The following is a 12,932-nucleotide window of genomic DNA, read 5'->3' as shown; positions in this document are numbered from 1 at the left end:
TCGATGAACCTGCTGTCGCGCATCCGCCGCACGCCTTCACTGCGGGCCAGGGTGGTGGTCGCGACAGCGATCGGCGCGGCGATCCCGGTGCTGATCGTCGGCACCGTGGTGTGGGTCGGCATCACCGGGGACCGCAAGGAACGGCTCGACCGCAGGCTGGACGAGGCGGCCGGATTCGCGATCCCGTTCCTGCCGCGCGGGCTCGACGAGATCCCCAAGTCGCCCAACGACAAGGACGCCGTCATCACGGTGCGCCGAGCCGGTCAGGTCAGCTCCAACTCCGAGGTGGTGCTGCCCGAGTTGCCCGCCGGTTACGAGGACACCTACGTCGACGACGTGCGGTACCGCGTGCGCACGGTCGAGATCCCCACTCCCGAGCCGATGCTGGTGGCGGTCGGCGACACCTACAACGCCACCATCGCCGACACCAACAACCTGCACCGACGGGTGGTCATCATCTGCTCGCTGGCGATCGGCGCCGCCGCGGTGGTGGGCTGGCTGCTGGCGACGTTCGCGGTCCGGCCGTTCAAACGCCTCGCCCGGCAGACCAGCCAGATCGACACCGCCGACGAGACGCCGGTCATCGAGGTGCGCGGCGCGACAGAAGCCGTCGAGATCGCCGACGCGGTGAAGGGCATGCTGCAGCGCATCGCCAAGGAACAGGACCGGACCAAGGCGGCGCTGACCTCGGCCCGCGACTTCTCGGCGGCCTCGGCGCACGAGTTGCGCACCCCGCTGACCGCGATGCGGACCAACCTCGAGGTGCTCGCCACGCTCGATCTCGACGGCGAGCAGCGCCAGGAGGTGGTGGGCGACGTCATCCGCACGCAATCGCGGATCGAGGCGACGCTGTGGGCGCTGGAGCGGCTGGCGCAGGGTGAACTGTCGACCGCCGACGATCACGTCCCGGTCGACATCACCGAACTGCTCGACCGGGCGGCGCACGACGCGATGCGGATCTATACCGATCTGGAGGTCTCGCTGGCGCCTGCGCCGACGGTGATCATCGTCGGGCTGCCCGCCGGGCTGCGGCTCGCGGTGGACAACGCCATCGCCAACGCCGTCAAGCACGGCGGGGCGGGCCGGGTGCAGCTCTCGGCGGTCAGCTCACGCGAGGGCGTCGAGATCGCGATCGACGACGACGGCTGCGGCGTGCCGGAGGAGGAACGCGCGCTGGTGTTCGAGCGGTTCTCCCGCGGGTCGACGGCGTCGCGGCTGGGCTCCGGGCTGGGGCTCGCGCTCGTCGCGCAGCAGGCCGAACTGCACGGCGGCACGGCGACGCTGGAGGCCAGTCCGCTGGGCGGCGCCCGGCTGCTGCTGCGGCTGCCGGGACCGCGGCCCGGTGAGGGGCTGCAGCTCTAGGTCAGCGGGCTAGCGGGTGGCCAGCAGGTCGATGACGAAGATCAGCGTCTTGCCCGAGAGCCGGTGCCCGCCGCCCGCGTCGCCGTAGGCCTGGGCCGGCGGGATCGTCAGCTTGCGGCGGCCCCCGACCTTCATCCCGGGGATGCCGTCCTGCCAGCCCTGGATCAGCCCCTGCAGCGGGAACTCGATCGACTCGCCGCGGTTCCACGAACTGTCGAACTCCTCGCCGGTGTCGTACTCCACACCGACGTAATGCACCTCGACGTTGGCGCCCGGCACGGCCTCGGCGCCCTCGCCGACGACCAGGTCCTCGATGACCAGATCGGTCGGAGGCGGTCCGTCGGGAAACTCGATCTCGGGCTTTCCCCCACTATTGGCAGTCACCGCACCCACCGTAGTCGGGCAGACTGTAGCCGTGGCCAAAGACGAAGACATCCTCGATCAGGTGAACCGACTCGTCGCTGAGGAGAAGGACCTGCGCTCCCAGCTCCAGCACCACGAGATCGACGAATCAGAAGAACACCAGCGGTTGCGTGCCGTCGAGGTGGCGCTGGACCAGTGCTGGGACCTGCTGCGACAGCGACGCGCCCTGCGTGAGTCGGGCAAGGATCCCCGTGAGGCCGAGGTGCGGCCGGCCGGTGAGGTCGAGGGTTACCTGAACTGAGCGCCGACCACGCCGCGACGTTCGACGCCGGAGCCGCTCCGGCCGCGACCTTCGATGCGGTCATCGTCGGCGGCGGCCACAACGGGCTGGTCGCCGCGGGGTATCTGGCGCGCGCGGGCAGGCGGGTGCTGGTGCTGGAACGCCTCGACCACGTCGGCGGGGCGGCGGTCTCGGCGCACGCGTTCGAGGGCGTCGAGGCCCGGCTGTCGCGGTACTCGTATCTGGTCAGCCTGCTGCCGCGGCGAATCGTCGACGACCTGGGCGCCCGCGTCCGGCTGGTAAAACGGCGGCAGTCGTCTTACACACCGGACCCGGCGACCGGCGGGCGGACCGGGTTGCTGGTGGGGCGGGAGAACACGTTCGCGGCGATCGGCGCCGCCGACGACGAGGCCGGCTTCGAGGACTTCTACCGCCGCTGCCGCACGGTCACCCAGCGGTTGTGGCCGACGCTGACGGCGCCGCTGATGACGCGCGGCCAGGCGCAGGCGCACGTGCTGGCCGGTGACCCGCAGGCCGCCGCGGTGTGGCAGGCGATGGTCGGCGCGCCGATCGGTGCGGCGATCGAGAGCGCGGTGTCCAGTGATCTGGTGCGCGGGGTGATGGCCACCGACGCGCTGATCGGCACCTTCGCCAGGACCGACGACCCGTCCCTGGCGCAGAACGTGTGTTTCCTCTACCACCTGCTCGGCGGCGGCACCGGCGACTGGGACGTCCCGATCGGCGGCATGGGCGCGGTCAGCGGCGCGCTGGCCGCCGCCGCGGCCGGGTTCGGCGCCGAGATCGTCACCGGCGCAGAGGTGGTCGGCATCGACCCGGACGGGGAGGTGCGCTATCGGGCCGGCGGGCGGGAGCACCGCGTCGGCGCGCGGTTCGTCCTGGCCAACGTCACCCCGGCGGTACTCGCCGGGCTCGTCGGGGAGCCCGCGCCGGAGCTCGCCGGCGGGTCACAGGTCAAGGTCAACCTCATGCTGCGCCGGTTGCCGAGGCTGCGGGACGCGTCGGTGACGCCCGAGCAGGCGTTCGGCGGGACGTTCCACGTCAACGAGAACCTGACCCAGCTCGACGCCGCCCATGACCGTGCCGCCGGCGGCGACGTCCCCCAGCCGCTGCCGTGCGAGATCTACTGTCACTCGCTGGCCGATCCGACCATCCTCTCCGACCGCCTTCGCGGCACCGGCGCGCAGACGATGACGCTGTTCGGCCTGCACACGCCGCACTCGCTCACCCTTGGCCAGGATCCGGATCGGCTGCGCAATGCGCTGACGTCGGCGGCGCTCGGTTCACTGAACTCGGTGCTCGACGAGCCCGTGCAGGACGTGATCCTCGAGGACGGCGCGGGCCGGCTGTGCATCGAGACGAAGACCACCGCCGACCTCGAGCACACGCTGGGCATGACTGCGGGCAACATCTTTCACGGCGGCCTGCACTGGCCGTTCGCCGAGGATCACGAGCCGCTCGACACCCCGGCCCGGCGCTGGGGCGTCGACACCGCCCACGAACGAATCCTGTTGTGCGGCTCCGGCGCCCGACGCGGCGGCGGGGTGTCCGGCATCGGCGGGCACAATGCGGCGATGGCTGTGCTCGAAAGCCGGTGAAGCGGAGGCAGGCTTGCTAGCCTGGCGAAGATGAAGGTCAGGATGGCGGCACTGGCCGCTGCGGCGATGTCCGCGGCGGCCGTGGTGCTCGCCGCGCCTGCGGCCGCGGTACCGACCTACGGCAGCAACGGGGTGTTCGGTGTCGACCCGGTGGCCGGCGAGGGCTGGGTGACGGCCTTCATCGCGCCGGGCCGCTACCGCGTCGACCAGGCGCCGAGCATGGCTCCCTATCAGAGTGCTCCCGGTTTCTGGTTGCGCTGCAACGCTTTTCCGTGCTCGCACAATGCCGGCGGCCACATCATCGCGCGCGGAGATGCGGTGCGGGGCGTCGCGACGTTCGTCGACATCCTGCCGACCGACACGGCCGTGGCGCTGTACAACACGACGCTCACCCGCGCCTGAGCGTCACCGCACCCTGTCGATGATCGCCCGCAGCGTCAGCAGGTCGTCGGCGGCGAGCGCGGCCAGGGCGGGGGGCGCCGGATCGTCGATGGCGTCGATGCGCTCGACCACCGCGCGACCGGCCGCTGTCAGCGACACCCGCTTGGTGCGACGGTTGCCCGGATCGACCTCGCGCACCACCAGTCCGCGGTCCTCGAGGTCGTTGACGGCGACGGTGGCCGCGGGCGCGTCGACGGTGGCCGCGTGGGCGATCTCCTTGACGCTCATCGGCTGACGCGCCAGCCGGCGCAGGACGCGGACCCGGCTGAACGGCAGCCCGGTCTGCTCGACGACCGCGCGCTTCCAGCCCTCGCGGTTCTCGTGGACGAGCGCTGTCATCGCCCGCCACACGTCGTCGGCCAGCCCGTCATGTGACATGGGTGGGCTCCACCCGAGGCTTCTCACCGGCGATCAGAGGCGCCAGGCGATCCGCGGAACGCAGAGCGCGCCCCGACGTCGAGTAGACGCCGAGCACGGTGATGACCACCCCGAGTGCGATGCACACGAACCACAGCGGTCGGGCTGCGGTGGCGAAGTCGGTGGCCGTACCGGCCAGCGCCGCTCCCGCGACCGAACCGCACAGCGCGACACCGATGCTCACGCCGATCTGCCTGCTGGTCGAGGTCACCGCCGACGCGGCGCCTGCCCGGTCCAGAGGCATTCCGCTGACCGCCGCGTTGGTGATCGGCGCATTGACCATCGAGAAGCCGATGCCGTACACCGCGAACACCACCAGCAGTTCCCACACCGGCGTCGTCGCGGTGAGGAACGTCAGCAGCACCGAGGCCGACGTGATCAGGACGCCCGCCACCAGCAGCGACGGACGGGCGCCGAACCGTCCGACGAGGCGGCCCGACAGCGGCGAGAACAGCAGCGCGCCGATCGCGATCGGCAGGTAGATGAGGCCGGTGTGCATCGGCGAATAGCCGCGTTCGCCCTGCAGGTACAGCGACATCATGAACAGGAACGCGCCCCACGCCGCGAAGGCCGAGATCGCCGTCACCGTCGCCGACGTGAACGGGATGCTGCGGAAGAAGCGCAGATCGACGAACGGGTCGTTGCGGCGCGACTCGTAGCGCAGGAAAGCCGCGAACGCGATGACGGCCACCACAGCAGCGCCGACGGTCCGCGGATTCGTCCAGCCCAGACCCGGGCCCTCGATCAGGGTGAACACGACGCCGAACAGGAACAGCACGCCGAGCGCCTGGCCGACCGGGTCGATGTTGCGCATCGTCGCCGACTTGGTCTCGGGCACGAACACCGCGGTCAGGATGATGGCCGCCGCGCAGATCGGCAGGTTGATCCAGAACACCGCCCGCCAGCTGATCCATTCGATCAGCAGTCCGCCGACGATCGGGCCGAGCGCCATCGAGATGCCGACCACCGCTCCCCAGAACCCGAGCGCCCGTGCGCGCTCCACCCGGCCGGTGAACACCTGCGAGATGATGGACAGCGCAACGGGATTCATCATCGAGCCGCCGACGGCCTGCAGTAGCCGCGCGACGATCAACGTCTCGATGTTGGGCGCCAGGCTGCACAGCAGGGAGCCGAGCGCGAAGATCGTCAGCCCGAGCTGGAACACCCGGCGCCGGCCGAACCGGTCGCCGGTGGCGCCGGCCAGCATCAGCAGCGACGCCAGCACCAGGGTGTAGACGTCGATCACCCATTGCAATTGCGACGGCGACGCGTGCAGGTCGGAGCGGATGGCCGGGATGGCGACGTTGACGATCGTCGCGTCCATCGACACGATCAGCAGGCTGAGGCAGCAGGACATCAGGATGATGGCCTTGCGCCGCGAGGTCATGCCGACAGTATCGATCACCTAACTATTGTGAAACTACAACTGTCGTGATCGCAAGCCGATTGACCGTGACGTGCGTCGCTCCGGCAAGGAGCGTAGGTCAGCGCTTCTCGGTATCGATGTAGTCGCGCTCGGTGTACCCGGTGTAGATCTGCCGCGGCCGGCCGATCTTGCCGCCGCCCTCGTCGTGCATCTCCCGCCAGTGCGCGATCCAGCCGGGCAGCCGGCCCAACGCGAACAGCACGGTGAACATCCGCGTCGGGAAGCCCATCGCCCGGTAGATCACGCCGGTGTAGAAGTCGACGTTCGGGTAGAGCTTGCGCTCGACGAAGAAGTCGTCGGTGAGGGCGAACTCCTCCAGCGACTTGGCGATGTCGAGCAGTTCGTCGTCGCCGCCGAGCTTGCCGAGGATCTTGTCGGCCTGCTCCTTGACGATCCGCGCGCGGGGATCGTAGTTCTTGTACACGCGGTGACCGAAGCCCATCAGCTTCACGTTGTCCTCGCGGTTCTTGACCTTCTTGACGAAGGTCTGGACGTCGCTCTCCTCGGTGCGGATGCGCTCGAGCATCTCTAGCACCGCCTGGTTGGCGCCGCCGTGCAGCGGCCCCCACAGCGCGTTGATGCCGCCGGAGATCGACGTGAACAGGTTCGCCTGCGAGCTGCCGACCAGCCGCACCGTCGAGGTGGAGCAGTTCTGCTCGTGGTCGGCGTGCAGGATGAGCAGCATGTCGAGGGCCCGCACCACCTCCGGGTCCACCTCGTAGGGCTCGGCGGGCAGGCCGAACGTCATCCGCAGGAAGTTCTCCACCAGGCTCATCGAGTTGTCCGGGTAGAGGAACGGCTGGCCCACCGACTTCTTGAAGGCGTACGCCGCGATCGTCGGGAGCTTGGCGAGCAGCCGGATCGTCGACAGCTCCACCTGCTCGTCGTCGAACGGGTCGAGCGAGTCCTGGTAGTAGGCGCTCAGCGCGTTGACCGCACTCGACAGCACCGGCATCGGGTGGGCGTTGCGCGGGAAGCCGTCGAAGAACCGCTTCAGGTCCTCGTGCAGCAGGGTGTGCCGCTGGATCTGGGTGGTGAACTTCTCCAGCTGCTCGGCGGTCGGCAGCTCGCCGTAGATCAGGAGGTAGCTGACCTCGATGAAGGTCGACTTCTCGGCGAGCTGCTCGATCGGATACCCGCGGTAGCGCAGGATCCCGGCGTCGCCGTCGATGTAGGTGATCGCGCTCTTGGTCGACGAGGTGTTGACGAAACCGCTGTCGTAGGTGGTGTAGCCACTCTTGGCCAGGAGCGACCCCAGCGCGATGCCGTCGGATCCTTCCGTGGCGTGGACTACGTCCAGCTCCAGTTCGCCCCCGGGATAGGACAGGGTGGCGTGCTCTTCTCCACCGGACGGGTTATCGGCCACGGGTACCCCTTCGTCATCGCCTGAGATGCGGACCTGTCCTACAAAAGGTAGTCCCATCCCGACAGTCGTGCCCGCGGGGGGCGGCAGTTGCTCAGGCCGGCTGCCGGGCGCCGGCCGTCTCCGCCAGGAACATCGAGTAGGTCTCCTCCACGCGCGACACGATGGCCTCGACGGTGAGGCTGGCCCAGTCCGATGCGGCGACGTCGGCCATCGCTGTGCTCACGATCGCCGACCAGACGCAGGCCACCAGTTTCAGCCGCTTGTCGTCGCGCGCCACCCCCATGCGCTTGGCGAGCGCGGCGTTCACCGCGTCCTCGCGGAACTCGCCGGACAGGTGGCGCAGTGAGGGCGACGAGTTGATGATGCGGGCGGCGGCGAGCAATCGCTCGGAGGTCAGCCCGTTGACCGCACCGGTCTTCGTGGACACGAACGCCTCGATGTGGGCGCGGCACAGCGCGTCGAGATGGGTGATGTCGTCGGGCTGGCGGGTCAGCTGAAGCGCCACCAGGTCGACGATGTCGTCGATGGAGGCCAGCACGACGGCGTCCTTGGTGGCGAAGTAGCGGCTGAACGTGCGCGGCGAGACGTCGGCGATGGCGGCGATCTGGTCGACGGTGGTTGCTTCGTAGCCCTGCCGGGTGCACAGCTCGACGGCCGCCTCGATCAATTCCGCTCGCGTGCGCTGTTTCTTGCGCTCGCGCAGGCCGAGGATCGGTTTGCCGTCGACTTCAGCCACGCGGCGATGCTAACCCGCGCAGCTGAGGAAACTTTGAGAATTTGGCACCCTATGCAAATCGCCCGTACTCACAGTATGTCTGCTCGGGGCGTTTTCCCGGGTCGGTAGCGAACGAAGGACGGCGACAACAGCGCCGCCACCAGCACACCGGCCACCACCAGCCCACCGCCACCGGCCGCGGCGATCGTCGTGCCGACCGCGGCCGCCGCGGCTCCGTGCAGCGTGTCGGCCACCCGCGGCCCGCCCGCGACCACCACGACGAAGACGCCCTGCAGGCGACCGCGCACGTCGTCGGACGCCGCCTCCTGCAGGATGGTCGACCGGAACGCCGCCGACACCATGTCCGCCGCTCCCCCGACCGCCAGGAATGCCAGCGCGGCCAGGAGCATCGTGCCGGCGCGGCCGTCCGCCAGCCCGCACGCCACGCCGAAGCCCACCATCGCCAGACCCCACACCACGACGGAGATCACCACCGCGTACCCCTGCCTGCCGATCCTCGGCAACCACCCGGAGAACACCCCGCCCAGCACCGCGCCCACCGACATCGCGGCGGCCAGCAGCGCCACGGTGGTGCCGCCCTCGACCGGGCCGCCGAAGCTCTCGTGCGCCAGTTGCGGGAACAGCGCCCGCGGCATGCCGAAGATCATCGCGATCAGGTCGACCACGAACGACATCAGCACCACCCGGTTGCCCGCCAGGTGGCGGAAGCCGTCCAGCACCGCACGCAGGCCCCATCGGGCGCCGCCCCGCGTTTCGCCGGCGGGTGGCATCGGCTTGAGCCGGAACGTCGCCCAGATCGGCAGCAGGCACGTCAGCGCGTCGATCAGGTACAGCGTCGACAGATCCACCCAGTGCAGCAGCACCCCCGCGAGCAGTGGGCCGACGATCGCCCCGAACTGGAACACCGTCATGTTCAGCGAGTTGGCGGCGGGCAACTGGTCGCCGGGCACCATCCGCGGGATGGCGGCCGCGCGGGTCGGCGAGTTCACCGCGTAGAACGCCTGCTGCACCGCGAGCAGACACAGCACCAGCCAGACGTTGTTCAGCTCGAGCGCGGCCTGCAGCCACAACAGCACCGACGCCGCGGCCAGCCCGCACGACGCGATCACCAGCAGCACCCGCCGGTCCATCGCGTCCGCCCACGCGCCGCCCCACAGCCCGAAGACGACCAGCGGCACCAGCGCGAAGAGGCCCGCCAATCCGACGTAGGCCGAACTCTGGGTGAGCGCGTAGAGCTGTACCGGCACCGCGAAGATCGTCAAGTTCGCCCCGATGACGGTCGGGATGCCGGCCAGCCACAGCCGGCGGAAGTCGGGCGACCGGAGCGGGGCGGTGTCGGCGAAGAACCGCCGCACGCTAGGGCTGGAGCCGCTCGACGCGGACCCCGTCCGGGGTGAGGGTCACACGAATCCTGTTGTGCACCCGGTTCTCCCGGCCCTGCCAGAATTCGACGGTCTCGGGTGTGACGAGGTATCCGCCCCAGTTTGGCGGCACCGGCACGGTCTCGTCGGCGGCGAAGCGTTCGGTGACCTCGGTCAGCTGATCGAGCAGCGCGCCGCGCGAGGCGATCGGCTTCGACTGGTGTGACGCCCACGCCCCCAGCTGGGAGCCGCGTGGCCGCTTCGACCAGTACTGCTCGGTGGTCTCCGGCGCCACCCGGGTGACCGTGCCGCGCACGTGCACCTGCCGCCCGAGCAGGTACCAGGGGAAGGTCACCGACGCATACGGCGTCGTCGCGAGTTGCTCACCCTTGTCGGAGTCGTAGTTGGTGTAGAACGTGATGCCGTCGCCGTCGACGCTCTTGCACAGCACCGTGCGCGTGACCGGGCGTCCCGCCGCGTCGACGGTGCCGACCACCATCGCGTTCGGTTCGGCGACGCCGGCCTGCTCCGCGTCCGTCAGCCAGTTCCGCAGCAGGTCAACCCAACCCGTGGCGGGGTCGGCGCCCAGCCAGTCGGCATCCAGGTCCCCGCTGCCGTCCTTCTCCACCGATCCGTATTCCACGCGCATCCTCGCCAGGTGTTCGTTCGAGGCCCCGTCCGATCCGACGGCGTCTGACCCATCAGCCACCCGCACGACGCTACGCCTGGCGGGCATACCGCCGTCGCCGCGGTTGTTCCACCCACATGGACACCCGAGACCCCGTCGACACCGTCAACCGCTTCTGGGACGAGGTGTGGAACGCCCACGACGCGGCCGCCGTCGACCGCTTCGTCAGCGAGGACTTCGTCATCGTCACCGGCGGGCGGGCGATCACCGGACGGGACAACTTCAAGGCGTGGGTGAACGACTTCCTCAACGGGCTGACCGGCCTGCACCTCGAGGTGCTCGAGACGTTCCAGAGTGCCGACGGCCGCCGGGTGACGTCGCGCTGGCTGCTCACCGGCCGGAACAACGGAATCCTCGGCACCGCAGCGGATCAGCAGCGCGTGGCGATGACCGGTACCGCGGTGTGGGCGGTCGACGCCGATGGCACGCTGACGACCAACTGGGTCGAGCGGTCGTCGTGGGAGACCTTCCAGCAATTGACCGCAGGCGCAGTTACCGGCCGGTAGCGAGGGCCTCCGGCGGTGGTGCGAGAATCTGCTCATGACTGCCGCGTCAGGGCTGCCGGAGAACTTCGTCGAGGGACTCGAGGGCGTGGTGGCGTTCACCACCGAGATCGCCGAACCCGACAAGGACGGCGGCGCGCTCCGATACCGCGGCGTGGACATCGAGGACCTCGTCACGCAGAAGGTCACCTTCGGCGATGTCTGGGCGCTGCTCGTCGACGCAGAATTCGGCCGCGGACTCCGGCCCGCAGAGCCGTTCCCGCTGCCGATCCACAGCGGTGACGTCCGCGTCGACGTCCAGGCCGGCCTGGCCATGCTCGCCCCGATCTGGGGCTTCAAGCCGCTGCTCGACATCGACGACGCCACCGCGCGCGACCAGCTCGCTCGGGCGTCGGTGATGGCGCTGTCCTACGTCGCCCAGTCCGCCCGCGGCATCTACCAGCCCGCAGTGCCGCAGCGCGTCGTCGACGGGTGCGACACGGTGACAGCACGATTCATGACCCGCTGGAAGGGCGAGCCTGATCCGCGGCACGTCGAGGCCATCGACGCGTACTGGGTGAGCGCCGCCGAGCACGGCATGAACGCCTCCACCTTCACCGCACGGGTGATCGCGTCGACGGGCGCCGACGTGGCCGCATCGCTGTCGGGCGCGGTCGGCGCGATGAGCGGCCCGCTGCACGGCGGGGCCCCGGCCCGGGTGATCCCGATGATCGAGGAAGTGGAGAAGTCCGGCGACGCCGCCGCCGTGGTCAAGGGCATCCTGGACCGCAAGGAGAAGCTGATGGGCTTCGGCCACCGGGTGTACCGGGCCGAGGACCCGCGGGCCCGGGTGCTGCGCGGCACGGCGGAGCGGCTGGCGGCGCCGCGCTACGAGGTGGCGGCCGCGCTGGAACAGGCCGCGCTGGCCGAACTGCGCGAGCGTCGCCCCGACCGCGCGATCGAGACCAACGTCGAGTTCTGGGCCGCGGTGATCCTCGACTTCGCCGAGGTGCCGACCTCGATGATGCCGGCGATGTTCACCTGCGGGCGGACCGCCGGCTGGTGCGCGCACATCCTCGAACAGAAGCGGCTGGGCCGGCTCGTGCGGCCTGCCGCGGTCTACGTCGGCCCCGAACCGCGCGGCCCGGAAACCGTGCGCGGATGGGATCAGATCGCCCGCCCGTGACGGCCGATCAGGTGTTCTACAGCGCCGCAGAGAGTTTCGCCGAACTGGTGGCGAAGATCCCGGCCGGCGCGTGGGAGGGCCCCGGCCTCGGCGAATGGGATCTGCGCGCCCTCGTCGGGCACACGTCGCGATCGCTGACGACGGTGAGCACCTACCTGAAGACCACCGCCCGGCGGGAGGACCTGCGCGACCCGCAGGAGTACTACGTGTTCGCGCGGCGGTTCGCGACACAGGCCGGTGGCGCCGCGGTGCTGGAGCGCGGCCGGCAGGCCGGTCGGGACCTCGGGCCGGACCCCGCCGCGGCGGTCGAGGCGCTGGTCCGACAGGCCCGTCGCGATCTCGACGGCGTCGACGACCGGTTGATCGAGGTGATCGGCGGACAGGGCATCCGGCTGTTCAGCTACCTGCCCACGCGCACGTTCGAACTCGCCGTGCACGGCCTCGACATCGCCCGCGCCGTCGGGGTGGATCACCCGTTACCCGGCGACGTGCTCGGCGCCGCGGTCCGGCTGGCCGCGGACACGGCCGTCACGCTCGGTGACGGCGAGACCCTGCTGCTGGCGCTGACCGGCCGCACACCACTACCCGCATCGTTCTCCGTCGTCTGAGACGGCGCCGAGCCGACGGTTGTTGACGGAATTTCGGCGAAAAGCGTCAACAACCGTCGTCTCGCGATGAGTCTTGGACCCGCCGCCAGTCAGCACGGATATCACTGACAACGAAGGAGACATCCCCATGGCCATCGAAGTGCAACCCGCAGTGTCCCCGTCCCTGGTCGTCGACGACGCCGCGGCGGCGATCGACTTCTACGTCAAGGCCTTCGGAGCCACCGAGTACGGGCGGGTGCCCGGTCCGGACGGCAAGCTCGTGCACGCCGCGTTGAACATCAACGGATCGATGGTGATGCTCAACGACGACTTCCCGGAGATGACGGAGGGCAAGTCGATGACGCCCACCTCGCTGGGCGGCACGCCGGTGACGATCCACCTGACGGTCACCGATGTGGACGCCCAGTTCCAGCGCGCCGTCGACGCAGGCGCCACGGTGCTGTCCCCTCTCGAAGACGCGTTCTGGGGCGACCGCTACGGGGTCCTGCGCGACCCGTTCGGCCACTACTGGTCGATGGGTCAGCCCATGCGCGAGGTCAGCATGGAGGAGATCGAGGAGGCGATGAAGCAGCAGCAGTAGGCCGCAGCCATCTGTCTGTG

The 12,932-nt window shown here is 69.9% G+C and carries 15 protein-coding genes; 8 read left to right on the top strand and 7 right to left on the bottom strand.

Going from position 1 to position 12,932, the window contains the following annotated elements:
• Positions 1-3: 3 nt before the first annotated feature.
• Positions 4-1,362 carry a sensor histidine kinase gene (locus ACPCHZ_RS08670; protein WP_423484350.1) on the top strand — a complete coding sequence of 453 codons (1,359 nt, stop codon included), beginning with the start codon at positions 4-6 and terminating at the stop codon, positions 1,360-1,362.
• A gap of 9 nt (positions 1,363-1,371) precedes the next feature.
• Here ACPCHZ_RS08670 and ACPCHZ_RS08665 read toward each other — a convergent pair whose 3' ends face one another.
• Entirely contained in the window at positions 1,372-1,797 is a 426-nt protein-coding gene (locus ACPCHZ_RS08665; RefSeq protein WP_423484349.1) for an FKBP-type peptidyl-prolyl cis-trans isomerase, read from the bottom strand.
• On the opposite strand from ACPCHZ_RS08665, the gene ACPCHZ_RS08660 reads away from it, so the two are divergent.
• The 3 genes from ACPCHZ_RS08660 to ACPCHZ_RS08650 are packed head-to-tail and all read left to right on the top strand — an operon-like array spanning position 1,778 to position 4,023.
• The gene (locus ACPCHZ_RS08660; RefSeq protein WP_264015062.1) at positions 1,778-2,026 is read left to right on the top strand and encodes a DUF2630 family protein; all 249 of its coding nucleotides are present in this window, start codon (positions 1,778-1,780) and stop codon (positions 2,024-2,026) included. The two genes, ACPCHZ_RS08665 and ACPCHZ_RS08660, sit on opposite strands and share 20 nt — an antisense overlap.
• The gene (locus ACPCHZ_RS08655; protein WP_423484688.1) at positions 2,023-3,621 is read left to right on the top strand and encodes a phytoene desaturase family protein; all 1,599 of its coding nucleotides are present in this window, start codon (positions 2,023-2,025) and stop codon (positions 3,619-3,621) included. The genes ACPCHZ_RS08660 and ACPCHZ_RS08655 overlap by 4 nt, the downstream gene beginning before the upstream one ends.
• Positions 3,622-3,651: 30 nt before the next feature.
• A complete protein-coding gene (locus ACPCHZ_RS08650; RefSeq protein ID WP_423484348.1) occupies positions 3,652-4,023 on the top strand; it encodes a hypothetical protein in 372 nt (123 codons plus the stop codon).
• A 3-nt stretch (positions 4,024-4,026) separates the two neighbouring features.
• On the opposite strand, the gene ACPCHZ_RS08645 is transcribed toward ACPCHZ_RS08650, so the two are convergent.
• From ACPCHZ_RS08645 to pdxH, 6 genes are all read right to left on the bottom strand, one after another.
• The gene (locus tag ACPCHZ_RS08645) at positions 4,027-4,440 is read right to left on the bottom strand and encodes a MarR family transcriptional regulator (RefSeq protein ID WP_423484347.1); all 414 of its coding nucleotides are present in this window, start codon (positions 4,438-4,440) and stop codon (positions 4,027-4,029) included.
• Positions 4,430-5,866 (bottom strand): MFS transporter, encoded by a 1,437-nt coding sequence (locus ACPCHZ_RS08640; protein ID WP_423484687.1) that lies wholly within the window; start codon positions 5,864-5,866, stop codon positions 4,430-4,432. Before ACPCHZ_RS08640 ends, ACPCHZ_RS08645 begins: the two co-directional genes overlap by 11 nt.
• 97 nt (positions 5,867-5,963) lie before the next feature.
• Positions 5,964-7,271 (bottom strand): citrate synthase, encoded by a 1,308-nt coding sequence (locus tag ACPCHZ_RS08635; RefSeq protein WP_423484346.1) that lies wholly within the window; start codon positions 7,269-7,271, stop codon positions 5,964-5,966.
• Between the two features lie 91 nt (positions 7,272-7,362).
• Positions 7,363-8,007: a TetR family transcriptional regulator gene (locus ACPCHZ_RS08630; protein WP_423484345.1), complete on the bottom strand. Its 645-nt coding sequence runs from the start codon at positions 8,005-8,007 to the stop codon at positions 7,363-7,365.
• A 68-nt stretch (positions 8,008-8,075) separates the two neighbouring features.
• Complete coding sequence (locus ACPCHZ_RS08625; protein ID WP_423484344.1) at positions 8,076-9,362, bottom strand: MFS transporter; 1,287 nt, start codon at positions 9,360-9,362, stop codon at positions 8,076-8,078.
• Between the two features lies 1 nt (position 9,363).
• Entirely contained in the window at positions 9,364-10,077 is a 714-nt protein-coding gene (gene pdxH / locus ACPCHZ_RS08620; protein ID WP_423484343.1) for a pyridoxamine 5'-phosphate oxidase, read from the bottom strand.
• Between the two features lie 56 nt (positions 10,078-10,133).
• Between pdxH and ACPCHZ_RS08615 the strand changes: the two genes are divergently transcribed.
• The 4 genes from ACPCHZ_RS08615 to ACPCHZ_RS08600 all read left to right on the top strand — a co-directional run bounded on the left by ACPCHZ_RS08615 (position 10,134) and on the right by ACPCHZ_RS08600 (position 12,912).
• Positions 10,134-10,562 (top strand): ester cyclase, encoded by a 429-nt coding sequence (locus ACPCHZ_RS08615; protein ID WP_423484342.1) that lies wholly within the window; start codon positions 10,134-10,136, stop codon positions 10,560-10,562.
• A 34-nt stretch (positions 10,563-10,596) separates the two neighbouring features.
• Positions 10,597-11,724 (top strand): citrate synthase 2, encoded by a 1,128-nt coding sequence (locus ACPCHZ_RS08610; protein ID WP_423484341.1) that lies wholly within the window; start codon positions 10,597-10,599, stop codon positions 11,722-11,724.
• Positions 11,700-12,332: a maleylpyruvate isomerase family mycothiol-dependent enzyme gene (locus tag ACPCHZ_RS08605; RefSeq protein WP_423484340.1), complete on the top strand. Its 633-nt coding sequence runs from the start codon at positions 11,700-11,702 to the stop codon at positions 12,330-12,332. Before ACPCHZ_RS08610 ends, ACPCHZ_RS08605 begins: the two co-directional genes overlap by 25 nt.
• A 127-nt stretch (positions 12,333-12,459) precedes the next feature.
• A complete protein-coding gene (locus tag ACPCHZ_RS08600) occupies positions 12,460-12,912 on the top strand; it encodes a VOC family protein (RefSeq protein WP_364975383.1) in 453 nt (150 codons plus the stop codon).
• Positions 12,913-12,932 lie beyond the last annotated feature (20 nt).

Origin of the sequence: Mycobacterium sp. NPDC050041 (genome assembly GCF_049541695.1) — a bacterium.
Classification (GTDB): Bacteria; Actinomycetota; Actinomycetes; order Mycobacteriales; family Mycobacteriaceae; genus Mycobacterium.
This window is presented reverse-complemented; position numbering and strand designations above follow the sequence as displayed.

Bases quoted from the DNA above. Each gene is read 5' to 3' on its own strand.
- ACPCHZ_RS08640 (WP_423484687.1), bottom strand. From the start codon at position 5,866: ATGACCTCGCGGCGCAAGGCCATCATCCTGATGTCCTGCTGCCTCAGC.
- ACPCHZ_RS08610 (WP_423484341.1), top strand. From the start codon at position 10,597: ATGACTGCCGCGTCAGGGCTGCCGGAGAACTTCGTCGAGGGACTCGAG.
- ACPCHZ_RS08670 (WP_423484350.1), top strand. From the start codon at position 4: ATGAACCTGCTGTCGCGCATCCGCCGCACGCCTTCACTGCGGGCCAGG.
- ACPCHZ_RS08645 (WP_423484347.1), bottom strand. From the start codon at position 4,440: ATGTCACATGACGGGCTGGCCGACGACGTGTGGCGGGCGATGACAGCG.
- ACPCHZ_RS08615 (WP_423484342.1), top strand. From the start codon at position 10,134: ATGGACACCCGAGACCCCGTCGACACCGTCAACCGCTTCTGGGACGAG.
- ACPCHZ_RS08650 (WP_423484348.1), top strand. From the start codon at position 3,652: ATGAAGGTCAGGATGGCGGCACTGGCCGCTGCGGCGATGTCCGCGGCG.
- ACPCHZ_RS08600 (WP_364975383.1), top strand. From the start codon at position 12,460: ATGGCCATCGAAGTGCAACCCGCAGTGTCCCCGTCCCTGGTCGTCGAC.
- ACPCHZ_RS08665 (WP_423484349.1), bottom strand. From the start codon at position 1,797: ATGTCTTCGTCTTTGGCCACGGCTACAGTCTGCCCGACTACGGTGGGT.
- ACPCHZ_RS08605 (WP_423484340.1), top strand. From the start codon at position 11,700: ATGGGATCAGATCGCCCGCCCGTGACGGCCGATCAGGTGTTCTACAGC.